Annotated in this window: 14 protein-coding genes; 7 read left to right on the top strand and 7 right to left on the bottom strand. The window is 61.8% G+C overall.

From position 1 onward, the window contains the following. Positions 1 to 2: 2 nt before the first annotated feature. The 6 genes from QP305_RS06425 to QP305_RS06405 all read right to left on the bottom strand — a co-directional run bounded on the left by QP305_RS06425 (position 3) and on the right by QP305_RS06405 (position 3,408). Complete coding sequence (locus QP305_RS06425) at positions 3 to 752, bottom strand: DUF5808 domain-containing protein (protein ID WP_284904630.1); 750 nt, start codon at positions 750 to 752, stop codon at positions 3 to 5. After that, positions 739 to 1,089: a PadR family transcriptional regulator gene (locus QP305_RS06420; protein WP_016441758.1), complete on the bottom strand. Its 351-nt coding sequence runs from the start codon at positions 1,087 to 1,089 to the stop codon at positions 739 to 741. Before QP305_RS06420 ends, QP305_RS06425 begins: the two co-directional genes overlap by 14 nt. A gap of 251 nt (positions 1,090 to 1,340) precedes the next feature. Beyond that, complete coding sequence (locus QP305_RS06415; RefSeq protein ID WP_284904629.1) at positions 1,341 to 2,039, bottom strand: MIT C-terminal domain-containing protein; 699 nt, start codon at positions 2,037 to 2,039, stop codon at positions 1,341 to 1,343. 159 nt (positions 2,040 to 2,198) lie between these two features. Then, a complete protein-coding gene (locus QP305_RS08730) occupies positions 2,199 to 2,273 on the bottom strand; it encodes a 50S ribosomal protein bL37 (protein WP_096334972.1) in 75 nt (24 codons plus the stop codon). A gap of 197 nt (positions 2,274 to 2,470) precedes the next feature. After that, positions 2,471 to 2,800 (bottom strand): mycothiol system anti-sigma-R factor, encoded by a 330-nt coding sequence (gene rsrA / locus QP305_RS06410; RefSeq protein ID WP_026429087.1) that lies wholly within the window; start codon positions 2,798 to 2,800, stop codon positions 2,471 to 2,473. Further along, positions 2,797 to 3,408 carry a sigma-70 family RNA polymerase sigma factor gene (locus tag QP305_RS06405; RefSeq protein ID WP_087069898.1) on the bottom strand — a complete coding sequence of 204 codons (612 nt, stop codon included), beginning with the start codon at positions 3,406 to 3,408 and terminating at the stop codon, positions 2,797 to 2,799. The genes rsrA and QP305_RS06405 overlap by 4 nt, the downstream gene beginning before the upstream one ends. 89 nt (positions 3,409 to 3,497) lie before the next feature. On the opposite strand from QP305_RS06405, the gene QP305_RS06400 reads away from it, so the two are divergent. The 7 genes from QP305_RS06400 (at position 3,498) to QP305_RS06370 (ending at position 12,542) form a co-directional block, all read left to right on the top strand. Further along, entirely contained in the window at positions 3,498 to 4,001 is a 504-nt protein-coding gene (locus QP305_RS06400) for a DoxX family protein (RefSeq protein WP_284904628.1), read from the top strand. Then, positions 4,002 to 5,429 carry a 3-phosphoshikimate 1-carboxyvinyltransferase gene (gene aroA / locus QP305_RS06395; protein ID WP_284904627.1) on the top strand — a complete coding sequence of 476 codons (1,428 nt, stop codon included), beginning with the start codon at positions 4,002 to 4,004 and terminating at the stop codon, positions 5,427 to 5,429. It abuts the gene before it with no gap. Continuing rightward, positions 5,426 to 6,499, top strand: coding sequence for a ribosome small subunit-dependent GTPase A (rsgA, locus tag QP305_RS06390; protein WP_284904626.1), 1,074 nt, complete (start codon positions 5,426 to 5,428; stop codon positions 6,497 to 6,499). Before aroA ends, rsgA begins: the two co-directional genes overlap by 4 nt. Beyond that, on the top strand, positions 6,500 to 7,309 hold the full coding sequence (locus QP305_RS06385; RefSeq protein WP_284904625.1) for an inositol monophosphatase family protein: 810 nt from the start codon (positions 6,500 to 6,502) through the stop codon (positions 7,307 to 7,309). It abuts the gene before it with no gap. An 85-nt stretch (positions 7,310 to 7,394) separates the two neighbouring features. Then, complete coding sequence (locus QP305_RS06380) at positions 7,395 to 8,021, top strand: phosphoribosyltransferase family protein (RefSeq protein ID WP_284904624.1); 627 nt, start codon at positions 7,395 to 7,397, stop codon at positions 8,019 to 8,021. 102 nt (positions 8,022 to 8,123) lie between these two features. Further along, the gene (locus QP305_RS06375; RefSeq protein WP_284904623.1) at positions 8,124 to 9,461 is read left to right on the top strand and encodes an exonuclease SbcCD subunit D; all 1,338 of its coding nucleotides are present in this window, start codon (positions 8,124 to 8,126) and stop codon (positions 9,459 to 9,461) included. Positions 9,462 to 9,467: 6 nt separating this feature from the next. Beyond that, positions 9,468 to 12,542 (top strand): AAA family ATPase, encoded by a 3,075-nt coding sequence (locus tag QP305_RS06370; RefSeq protein ID WP_284904622.1) that lies wholly within the window; start codon positions 9,468 to 9,470, stop codon positions 12,540 to 12,542. 131 nt (positions 12,543 to 12,673) lie between these two features. Here QP305_RS06370 and QP305_RS06365 read toward each other — a convergent pair. After that, a partial coding sequence (locus QP305_RS06365; RefSeq protein ID WP_284904621.1) for an Ig-like domain-containing protein occupies positions 12,674 to 16,667 on the bottom strand: 3,994 nt, incomplete at its 5' end.

Below are 16,667 nucleotides of genomic sequence, written 5' to 3'. Positions count from 1 at the left end.
GGTTATTCAGTTTCTTTCGTATCGGGTGAGGTTGTGGTGCCGTGCGCGGCATCGGCGGCGCCTGCGGATGCGTCCGAGTTTTCCGAGTGCTTGCGTTTAAGCAAACGGTCCAGATTCCGTAGCGCTCCGCGCGTAGTAGCGACGACGACGCCAGCTGCCACCGCGGGAAGTGCCACCGCGGTACATCCAGCCAGGAGGGATGCCGAGGCTTGGCGATGGCTGGCGTAGCGGTCCTGTGCTGCAAGCGAGAGGAGGGCCGTGGCCTGTAATCCGGCGGCGAGCGCGGTAGCCGGAACATCCACGCGTTCGCGATTACCCCAGGCCGCGAGCGCCGTGCCGGCAGCTCCGAGGAGCGCGGCGGGCGCCACGGCCCGTGCCGCCGGAACTATGCCGCGCGGGCGCAGATTGGCACGAAAACCGGAGGGAAGGAGCCGGTGGCGACGGGCCACCAGGGCGGCCGCTCCCACGGCAAGAGCTCCGCCAAGTGCGGGCGCGATGCTGAGGGCGCTGCGGGTTCGGGGAGGAATATAGTCTTCCAGGTCCGGGAGGGAATCATCCGGGCGAATCATTCCCAGGCGTACCGCGAGCGCGCCCATATTAATATCCCAGCCGATCCCGAAGCTACGCGGCACAAAAACCCGGGGATTTTCCGGTTCGAACCAGCGCGAGCGAGCTTCGCGGGAGCGCAGGGCTTCCAGGGAAGCGGGGATTCCGAAGATTGTGGGGGTTGTGGGCGAGTTAGGCTCCGGCATTGTTATCACCTCGGTCGGTTGTGAGAGCGGTGAGATGGGATGTGACGACGGCGGCAAGATTGCGCCATTCGCCGGCGAGTCGTTCCCCGTAGCTGCGGCCAGCCGCGGTGATCGTGTAGATCTTGCGCGGGGGCCCGGCCGGGGATTCCTCCCAATGAATGGCCAGGTGGCCGGCCTTTTTGAGACGGTTAAGAAGCGGGTAGAGAGTACCGGCCGATACCGCCATACCCGCATTTTCCAGGCGCTGGAGCAACGCCCCGCCGTAGGCCGGCGCCCTGGAAAGCGAGGCGAGCACGATGAGTTCAAGCACGCCTTTACGAAGCTGGGAATCAGCCACCACTCCCCCCTTTAGTCACCGCGGTGCAGGTGCCGTGCGAGCACGTTTGCACCGCTTGTATGCATCACATAGTAGTAGGGATAGCCCAGTAGCGCAGCAAGTTTTCAGGATATGAGAAATCCAGTTGTTTCTCTGCTATTATTGCGTCAATAGTTCAGCCCGCCCGAGGTTCCTCGGTGTGGGCTGATCCTCTATCCGCGGAGGAGTTTGGAGGCTAGCCCCCGTTTCCACCCACTCTCCCACGGATTCCCTTACTTCTTATCCAGGGAATAGGCGATGCTAAAACCCCGAACCTTTCGGAATTCTTGACGCGAGGTAGGGAAGGCATAGTGGCCACCCTCGAAGTTGTGGTAGATATCGAGGCCCCGGCCCAAGAAGATAAGCCATCCCGTATCGGTACGCAACCAGCGGTCGTGCGCACGCGAATCGAAAATCACGTCGAGGTCAATGCCCTGCTCAGAGGCATTTTTCGTGATCTTATCGAGCATCCGAACCTGAATTTCGTGATGCTCATTCTTCTTCGCCCTGAGTGTGAACAACCGAAAGCGGCATCGCTTTTCAGGATTTTTCACCAGAGCCACAACCGCCATGAACTCAACGAGGTTACGCCCCTGATAGGAATAGCTGATGAACGGGTCGTGCAATTCAACATCCGTACATCCCCGCAGATAAGAGGCAAATAGCAAATCGAAGGTAACGCCAGTTTGCCCCTCGTCGAAGATGCGGTAGCCCGGAAACGCGACACTGTGCCGGCCAGAACCATATCGATGCAAAGATCCCTGCACGCCGTGGTCGCCACTAGTTTCCAATACACGTTTCCCCATAAGGAAAATATAGATGACCGGCCAGGAGTTCTCGGCAGAGGTGGCTGATCCCACCCCGCAGCCCACAGCTTCCGCTTGCAGATCGCCGCGCGAATCGCGCCTTCTCCGCCTGCATACTTTCTGCATAGTGACATTTTTGTCACTATGCATGTCACTTAGCTCAGGCGCGGAAGCGGCGGCGTACCCCGCCAAAGCCCATCCCGCCAGCTGGCGGCGTCGTCGTAAAAAATAAAGGGCCCGGAAAACCGGACCCTCTACACATCTCGCAACAGCGAGCGCACCACTTTAGGAATTGGGGCGCTTGCCGTGGTTCGCCTTCTTCTTGCGGCGATCCTTGCGCTTACGACCACGCTGGCTCATGTTCTCTCCTCACGTAACGTTTTCTCAGCTCGTAAACGAGCAACCACATTAGCTTACCAAGGGCGACCGGTCAGGTAAATAAAACCGGCACAATGTGGCGAAACTACCCGAAACGGCGCGTGCAACAACCGGCGCGGCACCCGCGCGAAGCGTAACGCGCGCTACATCGTAGGCAACGCCGCAACGCGCCACGCGCGCTACCCGAAATCGCGAGTGGTACGCCGGTACACCGAAATCTGCTGGGCGATCCGCACCCGCAGCGTCGCCGGCGCGACCTCCCGGCACGAGGCTCGCAAAATATCGCGCACGTGGGTTTCCGCTTCCGCCCGTTCCGTACACCGCGAGCACCCCGAAATATGGGCCTGCAAGCGCTCGCTTTGCACCGCGGAAAGCTGGTGATCCAGATACTCGAAAAGATAATCAGTAATATCCCGGCAGGAACACTCCCCCGCGGCACTATCCAATTCAATCCCGCGGTTCCGGAACGAGTCTTCTACCCCGCGCTGCAACCTATCCTCACCGCTCACTTCTTCTCCTTCTTCCCATAGCCGAGTTCACGCGCGTAATCCGCGAGTAATTCCCGCAGCTGTTTACGCCCGCGATGCAGACGGGACATCACCGTTCCGATCGGCGTTTCCATGATGTCCGCGATCTCCTGGTAGGAGAAGCCTTCAATATCCGCCAGGTAGACAGCCATGCGGCGGTCTTCCGGCAGCGCGCTCAAAGCATCGCGAATTTCCGATTGCGGCAGATTCTCCAGGGCCTCCGCTTCCGCGGACATCATCCCCGAGGAAGCATGCGAAGCCGCCCGATACTCCTGCCAATCCTCCACCTCCGAGGAGTCAGCCTGCTTGGGCTGGCGCTGCGCCTTGCGGTAATTAGAAATAAAGGTGTTATTGAGGATGCGGTAGAGCCACGCCTTCAAATTCGTGCCCGGCCGGTACTGGTGGAAGGCCGAAAAGGCTTTGGCGTAGGCCTCCTGAACCAAATCTTCGGCGTCGGTGGGATTGCGCGTGAGGCGCATCGCGGCCCCGTATAACTGGTCGAGATACGGAAGAGCATCCCGTTCAAACCGCGCGGCGCGTTCGGCTGCGGTTTCATCGGGGGCGCTTCTCATTAGGTCTGTGCTCATCATGGTCTAGCCTAGTCCGTCTGCAGGACTGACATGGGTATAACGCCCGGAAAACGCGGGTATATTCCCCGATTTAGTGTAACAATATAGGTATGGGTATGATTCGATTCCTCGCGCGGCCCCTGCTTGCCGCGCCCTTTATTGCACAGGGGTTGTCCGCGGTACGCCACCCCGAGGACCACCAGGAACGGGCTGAGAACATCGCCGGGCTGGCCGGAATGGCCGGGGTTGATCTTGAATCCGTTGACACCACCACCCTCACCCGCGCGCTGGGCACCGTCCAGCTCATCGGCGGGGCTTTCCTTTCCATCGGAAAATTCCAGCGCCTGTCCGGCGCGGCTCTCGCCCTCACCCAAATCCCGGTGGCCCTGGCCAATCACCCGGTCTGGGCGGCGGAGAAGAGCGAGCGGCGTGAGGTGCTGGGCGGGCTGCTCGGCGCGCTCGGGTTGGCCGGCGGCGCCGCCCTGGCGTGGACGGATCGCAAAGGCAAGCCCTCCCTGGGGTACCGTGTGTCCGAATGGCGCGATCAGCGCAATGAGCTCGCGGATGTGCGCGCTCACGCACGCGAACAAATCAGAGAGGCGAAGCGTTCCTAAATGACTGACCTGTGGCCAGCACCGTTCCACCCCTCCCCCGTGCGCGGCAGCGTGGCCGTTCCCGGGTCCAAATCGCTCATGGCACGCTTCCTCATCACCGCCGCGCTGGGCGGGCCCGGCACCACGGGCCGAATCCTCGCGCCCCTGCGCGCCCGCGATACCGAGCTCATGGCCCGCGCCCTCGCGAGCATGGGCGTGGGGGTCGCCTGGCAGCGCGGCACCACCGAAGCTGAGGACGTCCTCGATATTTCCCCCGCCCCGCTCCACGGCGCCACCATTGACGCGGGGCTCGCCGGCACGGTCATGCGTTTCGTGCCGCCGTTGGCCGCGTTCGCGCGTGGTGAGGTCGTTATTGATGGCGACGACGCCGCCCGCGTGCGCCCCATGGACCCGGTGGTGCGGGCTCTTCGTGATCTGGGAGTGGAGGTTGATGCCGCCAGCGATAGCGCCGGGCGGGCGGTCCTCCCGGTGCGAGTGCACGGCCAGGGGCGCCTGGCCGGAGGAACGGTGGAGATTGATTCTTCCGCCTCCTCGCAATTCATTTCCGCGCTGCTGCTGGCCGGCCCGCGCTGCGAGGGCGGGCTGGTGCTGCGTTCGGTGGGGCCGAAGGTTCCTTCCGCTTTCCACCTGGCCATGACGGTGGACGTGCTGCGCCGGGCCGGTATTCAGGTGGAAGAATTCGCGGCCGGCGGGGCGCCCGCGGATCGCGAACACCCGGCGGTGGAATGGCATGTGCATCCGGGCACCCCGCAGCTGGGAACAGTGGTGCTGGAACCGGATCTTTCCAACGCTTCCCCCTTCCTGGCCGCCGCTATGGTGACGGGCGGAACGGTGGAAATTCCGCGCTGGCCGGCACGCACCACCCAGCCCGGCGCGCAAATCGTCGATATTTTCACGGCCATGGGGGCGCGCGCCCAGCTGCGCGATGACGGCGTCCTTGAGCTGACCGGGCCGCGGGATATTGCCCCCCTCGATACCGATCTCAGCGATGTTGGGGAGCTCACGCCCACGGTTGCCGCGGTGGCGGCCTTCGCCACCGGCCCGAGCGCGCTGCGCAATATCGGGCAGCTGCGCGGGCATGAAACCAACCGCCTGGCCGCCATCACCGCGGAGCTGAGGGGCGTGGGGATCCCCGCCCGCGAAGAAGGCGATGACATTATCATCACCCCGCCGGCTGGGCGGGGCGCGGCGGCGGGCGGCGCGGCGGCGGTTTCGGGTGCGGCGGCGGGCGGCGCGGCCGCAGGCGCACAGCCCGCGGCGCCCGCGCTAAACACCCCGGTTATCCGCAGCTACGAGGATCACCGCATGGCAACCTTCGGGGCGATCCTCGGCCTGCGCATCCCCGGGCTGCGGGTGGAAAATATTGCGACCACCGGGAAAACCATGCCGCGTTTCGCCCAGATGTGGACAGACCTGGTGGGCCGATGAGGGATATCGGCACCGACGATCCCCGCGTGCGAGTGCGGCCCGGAAAGGGCTCGCGGCCGCGCACGAAGATTCGGCCCGATTACTCCGACCGGCCCCTCGGCCAGGTCATCACCATCGACCGCGGGCGCTATACCGTGCTCATGAACGAAGGCACCCGCGTGATTGCGGTCAAAGCGCGGGAATTGGGCCGGGGCGCCGTCGTTGTTGGAGATAAAGTACGCCTGACCGGTGACCTTTCCGGGCGTAAGGACACCCTGGCCCGCATCGTTTTTATCGAGGAACGCAGTTCGCAACTCACGCGTTCCACGGACGAAGGCAACGAACGCGAGCGCACCATCGTGGCGAACGCGGACCAGATGGCGATTGTGGCGGCGCTCGCGCAACCCGAACCGCGGCGCGGCATGATTGACCGCTGCCTGGTGGCCGCGCGCGACGCCGGCATGGATCCGCTCCTCATCCTCACCAAAGCGGACCTGGCGCGCCCGGACGCCTTGCGCGCGTATTACGAACCGCTCGGGGTGCCGATTCTCGCAACGGCTTTGGGGTACGACGGCGCAGCTCCCGCAGCCGGGGACGCAGCCACGCAAGCGGGTTCTGACACGGTGCCCGCACCCGGAGAAGCGACCACGCACTCGGGCTTGGAGGCCGTGCGCGCGGCGCTGCGCGGGCGCACCACGGTGCTCGTGGGGCATTCCGGGGTGGGCAAATCCACCCTGCTCAATGCGCTGGTGCCGGCCGCGGCGCGCGAAACCGGGCACGTCAACGAGGTGACCGGAAAGGGCCGGCACACCTCCACCTCCGCTATCGCATTTCCGCTGCCCGGCGGCGGGCAACTCATTGATACGCCGGGGGTGCGCAGCTTCGGCCTGGCTCATCTGGACGCCGCCGATATCCTCCGGGGCTTCCCCGACCTAGAAGAAACCGCGCTGGAATGCCCGCGCGGGTGCAGCCATGAGGCCACCGAACCCGAATGTGCCCTCGATAGCCTCACCGATCCACGCCTGCGCGAGCGGGTGAGTTCATTGCGCCGCGTGCTCGCCTCGCGCGGCTTCGAAGAATGGGAGAAATAAATGGATGCCAGCTCCACTATCGCTTTTCTGCACACCGTTGCGGATGCCGTGGACGCCCTCACCCTGGAGCGTTATGAGCGCCGCCGCCTCACCGTGGATACGAAGCCCGATAATTCGCCGGTATCCGATGCGGATCGGGCGGCCGAACGACTTATCCGCGAGTACCTGGAGCGGGATTTCCCCGGGGATGCCGTGTACGGGGAAGAGGAGGGCGGCAGCCTGGAGCACGCCCCGCGGCGCTGGATTATCGACCCGATTGACGGCACCCGCAACTACGTGCGCCACAACCCGGTGTGGGCCACGCTCATCGGCGTGGAAGAAAACGGCCAGATGGTGGCCGGTATGGCGTCCGCGCCCGCGCTCGGGCGGCGCTGGTGGGCGAGTCGCGGCGGCGGGGCGTGGCTGAGTGAAAACGGGGGCGAGCCCCAGCGCCTGCGCGTCTCCGATATTGATCGGATGGACCGGGCCGCTTTCGGTTTTTCGTCCCTCTCGAGCTGGGACGAAACCGGGCGCATGGCCACCCTCATCGCCTTCGCCCGCGCCACCTGGGGCACCCGCGCCTACGGGGCTTTCTGGCCCTATATGCTGCTGGCCGAGGGAGCCTTCGATATTGCCGCGCAGCCGGGCCTGGATGTTTACGATATGGCGGCGCTGGTACCGATCGTGGAAGAGGCCGGGGGAACCTTCACCTCTATGGAGGGCAAACCGGGGCCGTGGTGGGGAAGCGCACTGGTCACCAACGGAAAGTTGCACGCCGCCGCCCAAGCAATTATTAATGAGACACATGTCCAGCCGGGTAGCCGCGACTAGCCGACCGGATAGCGAGGACGAGACTTACCCGCACAGCCGGGAACAGATCCAGCCGGGTAGCCGGAACTAAATCGAAGGAGGAGCCGTGGGAAGCAGTGATAAGGCCGAGCCGTTGATCGAGAACGAGGGTCTTCCCGGCAGCGGGCCGGCTAGTGCGCCCACTGGTACACCGGGTAGTGCGCCCACAAACGCGCCGGTCAACGCACCCGCGCATGCGCCCGCCAACACGCCCGCGCGCGAGGTCCTCACCTGGGACCGTTTCGGCGAGGTCACCCGCGAACTCGCCCGCGACATCTGGGATTCCGGCTACCGCCCGGAAATTATCGTGAGCGTGGCCCGCGGCGGGCTGCTTCCCGCCGGCGCAATTGCCTACGCTTTAGACCTCAAAAGCATGCTCGTCCTCAACGTCGAGTTTTACACCGGCATCGGGGTCACGCTCAAGGATCCGCGCCTGGTGGAACCGTCCGGTGACGTGCGTGGAATGGCCGGCAAAAAGGTTTTAATTGTCGACGACGTCGCTGACTCAGGGCGGACTTTACGCTTCGTGAAGGAACTCTGCGAAGAGTACGCTACCGAGATTCGGGTGGCGGTCCTCTACGAAAAGTCACGCTCGGTGCTCAAACCCGATTACGCCTATCTGCACACCGACGCGTGGATTGCCTTCCCGTGGTCGGATAAGGACCCGGTCAATGGAGGCCAGGCGGAAGCCTAAAGCAGAATGGGGTGCGCTGGACGTTCGCGGGCCGGTGCATTCCGTGGGCCGGAACCTCATCGGGCCAAAATTTTTGTCGTAGCCCCACAGTAGGCTGAAGCCATGAAGATCTTGCACACCTCCGATTGGCACCTCGGGCGCACCCTGCACCGGGCGGATCTCACGCCGGCCTTTGAAATGTGGGTGGATCACGTGGTGGATACCGTGCGGGAACGCGGTGTAGATGCCCTTCTGATTAGCGGGGATGTCTATGATCGCAGCGTCCCACCCGCTCCCATGGTTGAGCTTTTTTCGCGCACCCTGCGCCGGCTCGCGCAACTCACCACGGTCATTTTGATTTCCGGGAACCATGATTCCCCGCAGCGCCTAGGATTCGGGGCGGAACTTTTCCAGGAGCGCATTGTCATTCGCACCGATCCGCTGCGCTGCGCCCAGCCGGTAGAAGTGCGTGATCGCGCCGGTAATCTTGGCGCACTGGTTTACCCCATTCCCTATTTGGATCCCGATGTGGAACGCCGCCGCCTGGCAGGCGGTGCTGCTCACGCTGGTTACGCTGGCGCGGATCACTTGGAAGGTGCGGATAATGCGGATCGTATCGATCATGTTCATCACGTTGATCACGCTGATCACGTTGATCGCAACGATGGCGCAGAGCTGTTGGAACGCTCGCACACCGCGGTCATGCACGCAGCTTTGGAGCGTATTGCCGCAGATATTCAGCACGGCCCGCACGCTGGCAAGCCGGTGGCACGTATCGCTATGGCACACGCTTTCGTTGCCGGCGGGGCGGCCAGCGAATCCGAACGCGATATTTCGGTGGGCGGAGTGGAAGTTGTTCCCGCCGCGCTTTTCGCCCTGGGAAGCGCAGGGGCAAGCGCCACGGCGGGCCTGAGCTACGTGGCACTGGGCCACCTGCATTCCCCACAGCGGGTGGGCGGTGCGCCAGAACCGGGTACTTCTGAAGCTAGCAGGCTGCCGCCTATGCGGTACTCGGGTTCGCCTATCGCTTTTTCTTTCTCGGAAACCCGGCCCAAATCTTCTGTTCTTCTCACCTTTGAAGGCGGGACCCTGGTGGAAGAAGAACTCATTCCGGCTCCGGTATGGCGCCCCATCGTCACCATCGAAGCACCGCTAGCCGAGGTACTCAGCCCCGCACACCGTGACGATCGGGATAAATTCGCGCGTATTCTGGTAACCGATCCGGCCCGCCCGGCGGATCTCACCACCCGGGTGCGGGCCGCTTTCCCGCACGCTTTGGAAATTCGCCACGTGGTGGATCCGGCCGCCACCCGCCACAGCACAGCGGATACTCGCCGCCTTGATTCCCTGAGCGTGCTACGCCAATTCATGACGGAAAGTGGGCACCGGGATCTCACGGAAGAAGAAAACCAGGTCATGGTGGCGGCATGGGAAGCCGTCCGCACCGGGGAGAAGGAGTAGGGACTCATGCAGCTGCGCCGCTTAGAACTTCAAGGTATCGGCTCCTTCGCGGGGCGGGAAGTTATTGATTTTGACGCCCTGGGAGCTTCTGGGCTTTTCCTGGTGGAAGGGCCCACCGGAGCTGGCAAATCAACCATTATTGACGCCGTCGTTTTCGGGCTTTTCGGTACGGTCGCGGGCGGGAAAGAAAGCTCAACCGAGCGCCTGCGCTCCACGTATGTTGATCCCTCCACCATCAGCTACGCGAACGTTATTTTCACCATCGAAGCGGGCACATTCCGGGTGCGTCGCACCCCTAGCTTCACCAAACCGGGCAATTCCTCCCCCACCGCTGCTACCGCAAAATTATGGAAGCTTTCCGAAACTGCGGTGGACCTCGGAGATATAGATGGCGGTACCCCGATTGCTACCAAAGCTCGCGATGTCGGGGTGTATATCAGCAACCTCCTCGGCCTCAATGCGGAACAGTTCTTGCAAACTATCGTGCTTCCGCAAGGAAAGTTTGCTGAATTTCTGCGGCTGGAAAGCCAGGAGCGCACCAAGCTGCTCACCCAGATTTTCGATACCCGGGTTTTTGGTTCGGTCACCCAGTGGCTCACGGATCACGCCCGGGCGGCACGCGGAGCTATTGCGAGCGCTCAGGAAACTTTCGTGCGGGCCGTATCGAACACCGCAACCGCCTTGGAGCTCCCCCCTGAGGAAAGTGAGTCCCTCACCGCCGCCGCTCAAGGCGTGGATCTACCAGCTGAAGGCGAAGCTGTAGTCGCTAGTCTCGAACAGGCGCTCGCTACCACCGTTGGGTGTGCTAGCGATGCACTCGCCCAAGCTGAAAAAGCCGAGGCCGCGTTAGAGCTGGCTCGCGAAGCCGAAAACGCGCAACGCGCTTTGGCTGCCCGCATTGAACGTCGCCGGGTTCTGCACGCCCGGGCCGGCCAGCTCCGGGAACGCGAAGCCGTGATCGCCGTGGATCGTGCACGCCTCGCTGCCCACCGCGCCGCAGCCCCACTCCTGCCACATGTACATGCCCTTGACCGGGCTCGCCAAGAGAGCCGCGACTGTGCCGGCGCCTGCACAGAAGCCCACGCCCATCTCGTGGCTGTTTTTGCAGAATTCGGCACGGGCACCGGAGGCAAACACGGTCCCGTTACTGATCTCAGCCCTGCCGGGGTGGAATCCGGGCGCCGTCTGGTCACCGAGCTGAGCGAAGCTAGCGGGCGCTTGACCGAATTGGAGCGCTCAGAACAGGAGGTGGAGCGCAAACAACAGGAAGCTGCCCGCGCCACCGAACAGCTCGCCGAGCGCCAGAGCGCGGTGGAAGAGCTGCGTGAGGAAGCAACTACCGCGGCCACTGAACGCGAGGAAGTGGAGGGAAAGCTCGAAACTGCCCGCACCACCGCCAGCGGTGAGGCTGCTGCCGGGCAGCGGGTGCGCAGCGCCACCGAGCTCCTTGAAGTATTGGATCGGGTAGCCACCAGTGAAAATGCGCAAGCAGAAGCCCGGGCCAAGCTTGCAGATGCTCTTGCCCAGGTTCAGGAAAAGGAAAGCTCCGCCAGGGAAATCACCGACGCGTGGGTACAGTCCACCGCAGGTGAATTAGCGGGGCAGCTACGTGAGAATGAGCCCTGTCCGGTGTGTGGGTCCTGTACCCACCCGGCGCCTGCCCCACCGGAAGATGTGCGTGCCACTGCGGCGCAGGTGAAGGCCGCCCAGGCGGCTGCCAGCACCGCCCGCGAGCACTACAGCACCTGCCTAGCTCATGTGGAGAAAATAAAAGCCCAGCTTGCTGAGCAACGGGCCGTGGCCGGGGATGCCACCACGGAAGCGGCCAGTACGGAATTAGCTGCTGCCCGCGCTGATTTGAGTGCGGCACAGCAGGCAGCTTTGCGCGTAACAAACTTGGAGAAGCGGCTCGCGCAACTTGCCGAGAAAGCCCGCACACGGGAAACCTCCCTAGAGCAATTGCGCACCGAAGTGGCGCAATTAGAGGCTGAAAACACCTCTCTCGCACGTGAGATCAGTACCCAGCTCACCCGCCTCAGCGCCGAGTACGCCGGCTTTTCTTCTATCGCAGCGCGCCGCACGGCTCTTGATGAACTACGCGAAGCCCAGGATGCCTGGAACACCGCCGCGAGTGGGGTACTCGCTGCGCGCGAAGATGAACAGGCCCACGGTGATGAGCTCGCTGCGGCTCTGGCCGGCACTGAGTTCGCGGATGCCCAGGCGGTGAATGCTGCCATGCTCAACAAAGTGGAAGAGGCACAGCTCCAGGATTCCATCACCGCTTTTGATGAGGAATGCCGCGATGTGAAGCGCGAACTTGCAGAACCGGAACTCGCGGAACTTCCCGAAGATGCTCAGGCTGATGTCGCGAGGGCGGAGGAAGCCAGCGCGCTGGCACGCCACGCCGCTCAAGAAGCACGGGCGCAGGCTACGAGGGCGGAGAACCAGGCCCGCTCCGGCGGGGAACGCTTGCGCACCGCACAGCGGGATCTCCAGGCATGGCGGGAAGTTCGTGAGCATTCCGGAGCGGTTGTGCGTTTAGCTTCCCTGGCTACCGCGGGCCCCGAATCAGTAACGAAAGTTCCCCTGGAAACCTTCGTGCTGCAACACCGTTTTGAGCAGGTTGTTGATGTTGCTAATGAGCAGCTCGCGGATATTTCCCTCGGGCGTTTTGAGCTCATCCGGACGGACGAAAAGGAGAAGGGCAGTCACCAGTCGAAAACCGGCCTCGGGCTGGCTGTTATTGACCACGCCGGTCCCGAACCGGTCCAACGTTCCGTTCGCACGCTCTCGGGTGGGGAAACATTCTACGTATCTATCTCCCTGGCACTCGCCTTAGCGGAAGTAGTGCGCGCGGAAAATGGAGGGATTCACCTCGATACCCTCCTCATTGACGAAGGCTTCGGCTCGCTGTCGGATGGAGCACTTGATCAGGTCATGGGAGTGCTGCACGGCCTAGGGAAAAACGGGCGCACCGTAGGGGTTGTCTCCCACGTGTCGGAAATGAAACAGATGATCAGCGAACGCATCGCAGTTATCCCACGGGACGACGGCACCTCGCATATCCGCGTGACTGCCTAAGTTTTCTGGGTAAATCCACCGTTTAGAGCCGTGGATTGAATGTATTTCTACATGGATGAGGGGCTGGCAGACTGTCCTTGTGAAGGTTCGTCTGCCAGCCCCTCTCTTGCGTTACGCGATCAGTTCAGCACTTATGCCTTGCGGCGCCGCGTCACCACGAGCCCGCCAGCAAGCAGCAAGAATGCCGCCGTACCAGCAAGACCCACGCTCGTTGCACCAGTGACCTGAAGAGTCTTCTTGACCTTCTTGGTCTTCGGTGCAGGCTTGCCCGGGTCGTTCGGGTTCAACGGGTCGGTGCCGTTCTTAATCTCGTCACCATCGTTAATACCGTCACCATCCGTGTCGGCCTTATTCGGGTTAGTCGGCTTACCACCGTTCTTCGCGCCGGTTACCTCGTCACCATCGGTGAGCCCATCACCGTCGGTGTCAGGGTTGAGTGGGTCAGTGTTACCAGGCTTGCCGTCCTTATTGAACTTATCGTCCTGGAACGGGTTCTTGGTGCCGTTCACCTCATCACCGTCCGTGATGCCGTCACCGTCGGTGTCCGGGTTCTTCGGATCAGTACCAATCTTCTTCTCGTCACCATCGGTCAGGCCATCACCATCGGTATCACCCTTATTCGGGTCCGTACCGTCCTTGATTTCGTCAGCGTCGGTGACGCCGTCACCATCGGTATCGGCCTTGTTCGGGTTAGTCGGCTTGCCACCATTCTTCGCACCCGTCACCTCGTCACCATCATTCACGCCGTCACCATCAGTGTCAGGGTTGAGCGGGTCGGTGTTACCAGGCTTCCCATTCGGATCGGACTTGTCGTCCTTGAACGGGTTCTTGGTGCCGTTGACTTCGTCGCCGTCGTTGATACCGTCACCGTCGGTGTCAGGGTTCTTCGGGTCGGTCTTGGTGGCCTTGGAGTCATCAACCTTCGGGGTGCCATCCTCGTTGCGAGCAGGCTTGCCGTTCTCGTCGATATCCGTACCGGCTTCCTCACCATCGGTCAGGCCATCCCCATCAGTATCCGGGTTCTTCGGGTCGGTGCCCAGGTCCTTTTCACGACCGTCAGTCACACCGTCACCGTCAGTGTCCGGGTTCTTCGGGTCGGTCCCGTCCTTCTTCTCGTCACCGTCGTTCACGCCGTCACCGTCAGTGTCCGGGTTATTCGGATCAGTGCCGTCCTTCTTCTCGTCCCCGTCGTTCACGCCGTCACCATCAGAGTCGGCCTTATTCGGATTAGTCGGATTGCCATTGTTGTGCTTACCGGTCACTTCGTCACCGTCATTCACACCATCGCCATCCGAGTCAGGGTTGAGCGGGTCAGTGTTACCAGGCTTCCCATTCGGATCAGACTTGTCATCCTGGAACGGATTCTTGGTGCCGTTCACCTCATCACCGTCATTGATCCCGTCACCGTCGGTATCGGGGTTCTTCGGATCAGTACCAATCTTCTTCTCGTCACCATCATTGATGCCATCACCGTCAGTGTCCGGGTTATTCGGATCGGTGCCGTCCTTCTTCTCATCCCCATCCGTCACGCCGTCACCATCAGAGTCGGCCTTATTCGGATTAGTCGGATTGCCATTGTTGTGCTTACCGGTCACTTCGTCACCGTCATTCACACCATCGCCATCCGAGTCAGGGTTGAGCGGGTCAGTGTTACCAGGCTTCCCATTCGGATCAGACTTGTCATCCTGGAACGGGTTCTTGGTGCCATTGACCTCGTCACCGTCATTGATGCCATCGCCGTCGGTATCGGGGTTCTTCGGATCAGTCCCGATCTTCTTCTCGTCACCATCATTGATGCCATCACCGTCAGTGTCCGGGTTATTCGGATCGGTGCCGTCCTTCTTCTCATCCCCATCCGTCACGCCGTCACCATCAGAGTCGGCCTTATTCGGATTAGTCGGATTGCCATTGTTGTGCTTACCGGTCACTTCGTCACCGTCATTCACACCATCGCCATCCGAGTCGGGGTTGAGCGGGTCAGTGTTACCAGGCTTACCGTCCTTATTGAACTTATCGTCCTTGAACGGGTTCTTGGTGCCATTGACCTCGTCACCGTCATTGATGCCATCGCCGTCGGTATCGGGGTTATTCGGGTCGGTTCCGATCTTTTCTTCTTCGGAATCGGTCAGGCCATCGCCGTCAGTATCAGGATCATTGACCGTCACGGTTACGGTATCGAGTTCCTTGCCATCGCGATCCTTGACCGTGACGACAACTTCGTCCTTGTCCTTAGCATCCGGATTCGGGGTAACCGTGATTGAACCATCAGGATTGAGGGTCGCGGTACCCGGACCGTTCACTTCCACCGTTGTGCCGTCGGGTACCGGCCCGCCGGTATTAGGAAGGTCAACTGGAACACCCGGCTTACTGTTTCCGTCGTTCCACACAGGCTTTTCCGGCTCGGTAACCGTCACCTTGGAGGTATCGAGTGTCTTATCGCCGTCCTTAATGGTTACTGTGATTTCAGTGCCAGGGGTCGCGTCACCAGGAACCTTGACGACGACGTTGCCATCCCCGCCAATAGTGCAGGTGGCACCACCGGTTGCTTCGCATGTGGCCGAGGACGGAATCGGACCATTAGCAGGATCCTTCTCCAGCGTCACATCAGTGCCGGGCTTACCATCACCATCACCCCACGCAGGGCAACCGTTATTGGAAGCCGGACCGGCAATATCCGGGCACTGATCAAGCGCATCCGGGACGGTATCGCCATCAGTATCCGGATCGGTGACGGTCACCTTGGAGGTGTCGAGGACCTTGTCACCATCCTTGATGGTCACGGTGATCTCGTCCTTATCCTTAGCATCCCCAGGAACCTTGACGACGACGTTGCCATCCCCGCCAATAGTGCAGGTGGCACCACCGGTTGCTTCGCATGTGGCCGAGGACGGGATCGGACCATTAGCAGGATCCTTCTCCAGCGTCACATCAGTGCCGGGCTTACCATCACCATCACCCCACGCAGGGCAACCGTTATTGGAAGCCGGCCCAGCGATGGTCGGGCACTGATCCTTGCCATCGGGGACATTGTCGCCGTCGGTGTCGGGGTCAGCAATGGTCACGGTAGCGGAGTCAAGATCCTTACCGTTCGGGTCCTTGACCTTGACGACGATCTGGTCCTTATCCTTGGCGTTCGCGTTCGGAGTGACGGTGATCGAGCCGTCTTCGTTCAGGGTTGCCGTACCCGGCCCGGTCACCTCAACCGTGGAGCCAGCCGGGACAGGACCACCCTCATTAGGCAGCTTAACCGGTGCGGAAGGCTCGGTGGTCGTGTCATTCCAGATCGGGTTGTCCGCGGGAACAACGGTCACCTTGGAGGTGTCCAGAGTCGTGTCGCCATCCTTAATGGTCACCGGAATCTCAGTACCGGGGGCAGCGTCTTCCGGAACCTTGACGACGACGTTGCCATCCGGGCCAATGGTGCAGGTAGCACCATTGCCGGCTTCACAGGTAGCGGTGTTCGGGATATCGCCGTTAGCCGGATCCTTCTCCAAGGTCACATCCGCGCCAGGCTTACCATCACCATCACCCCACGCAGGGCAACCATTATTGGAAGCCGGCCCAGCAACATCCGGGCACTTATCCAAAGAATCTGGGACAGTATCGCCATCGGTATCCGGATCAGTGACGGTCACCTTCGACGTATCAAACGTCTTATCGCCATCCTTGATCGTGACAGTAATCTCGTCCTTATCCTTGGCGTCACCAGGGATCTTGACGACGACGTTGCCATCGGGGCCAATGGCGCAGGTGGCACCACCAGTCGCCTCGCATGATGCAGTATCCGGAACCTTGCCATTAGCAGGGTCCTTCTCCAGCGTCACTTCAGCGCCGGGCTTACCATCACCATCACCCCAAGCGGGGCAACCATTATTAGAAGCCGGCCCAGCAACAGCAGGACACTGATCCTTCAGGTCCGGAGTGCCGTCGTTATCACCATCGGCGTTCGGATCACGCACCGTAATCGGAGCAAGAAGAATCTTTTCACCCGTCGGGGTAGTCATCTTGACCGGGATGAGGTATTCGCCAACTTCAGCATTTCCAGCGGTCGGAGCAAGGGAAATTGTCCCATCCTCATTAACCGTCGCCCAGGGCTGCTGGCCAACCTTCACCTTGGCCTGGTCG

The sequence above is a fragment of the Actinotignum timonense genome (assembly GCF_030216305.1).
GTDB classification, from domain to species: Bacteria; Actinomycetota; Actinomycetes; order Actinomycetales; family Actinomycetaceae; genus Actinotignum; species Actinotignum timonense_A.
The sequence above is the reverse complement of the archived record's forward strand: the minus strand, read 5'-3'. Positions and strand labels throughout refer to the sequence as shown.